Annotated in this window: 1 protein-coding gene and 2 pseudogenes; all 3 read left to right on the forward strand. The window is 65.0% G+C overall.

Annotation, left to right across the window (positions count from 1 at the left end; all coding sequences use genetic code 11):
• Positions 1-216: pseudogene (locus tag HX846_RS37705) on the forward strand (aminoglycoside phosphotransferase); the annotation flags it as partial.
• Positions 213-887, forward strand: coding sequence for an N-acetylmuramate alpha-1-phosphate uridylyltransferase MurU (gene murU, locus HX846_RS37710; protein WP_177020667.1), 675 nt, complete (start codon positions 213-215; stop codon positions 885-887). The pseudogene HX846_RS37705 and the gene murU, both read left to right, overlap by 4 nt.
• A 1-nt stretch (position 888) precedes the next feature.
• Positions 889-1,032: pseudogene (locus HX846_RS37715) on the forward strand (molecular chaperone DjlA); the annotation flags it as partial.

Below are 1,032 nucleotides of genomic sequence, written 5' to 3' on the forward strand. Positions count from 1 at the left end.
GAGGAGTTCCTGCGGGCCAGCGACCTGATGGGCGTGCAGCGTCACCTCAAGGTGATCGGCATCTTTGCGCGCATCTGCCACCGCGATGGCAAGCCGCGCTACCTGGCGGACGTGCCGCGCTTCTTCGCTTATATAGAGGCGGTGCTCGCGGACCGGCCAGAGTTGAGCGAACTGGGTGAATTGCTGGCGAGCCTGCGCGTCGAGGCGGTGGTATGAAGGCCATGATCCTGGCCGCCGGCAAAGGTGAGCGGATGCGCCCACTGACCTTGCACACGCCCAAGCCGCTGATCCAGGCCGGCGGCAAGCGCCTGATCGAGTACCACCTCGAGGCGCTGGCGAAAGCGGGCTTTACCGAGATCGTCATCAACCATGCGTGGCTTGGCCAGCAGATCGAAGGCTATCTGGGCGATGGCTCGCAGTACGGCGTACGCATCCAGTACTCGGCCGAAGGCGAGCCGCTGGAGACCGGCGGCGGGATCTTCAAGGCCTTGCCGCTGCTGGGGGACGAACCGTTCCTGGTGGTCAATGGCGACATCTGGACCGACTACGACTTCGCCAGCCTCCACCAGCCACTGGATGGGCTGGCCCACCTGGTGATGGTCGACAACCCGCCGCACCATCCGTCCGGCGGTGATTTCTACCTGAAGGACGGCGCGCTTCATGATGCCGCCGCCGGTGCCGATAACCTGACCTTCAGTGGCATTTCCGTACTCCACCCCCAGCTGTTCGCGGGTTGCAGTGCGGGTGCCTTCAAGCTGGCGCCGCTGTTGCGTGACGCCATGGCGAAAGGGTTGGTGACGGGGGAACACATGAACGGACGCTGGATCGATGTCGGGACGCTGGAGCGTCTGGCGCAAGTCGAAACCCTGCTGACAGCGGGGCACTAGGATGTTGTGGCCAGGGACTCTGATCGGAGCCGGGGCGGGCTTTGCCATTGCCAGCATTCCGGGGGCCATGTTGGGCGCACTGCTGGGCCAGGCGCTGGACCGGCGCCTGGAACTGCAAAGCTGGGCCCAGTTACGCGAGCGCCTT

The sequence above is a fragment of the Pseudomonas sp. K5002 genome (genome assembly GCF_013386655.1).
GTDB lineage: Bacteria > Pseudomonadota > Gammaproteobacteria > Pseudomonadales > Pseudomonadaceae > Aquipseudomonas.

Bases quoted from the DNA above. Each gene is read 5' to 3' on its own strand.
- murU (WP_177020667.1), top strand. From the start codon at position 213: ATGAAGGCCATGATCCTGGCCGCCGGCAAAGGTGAGCGGATGCGCCCA.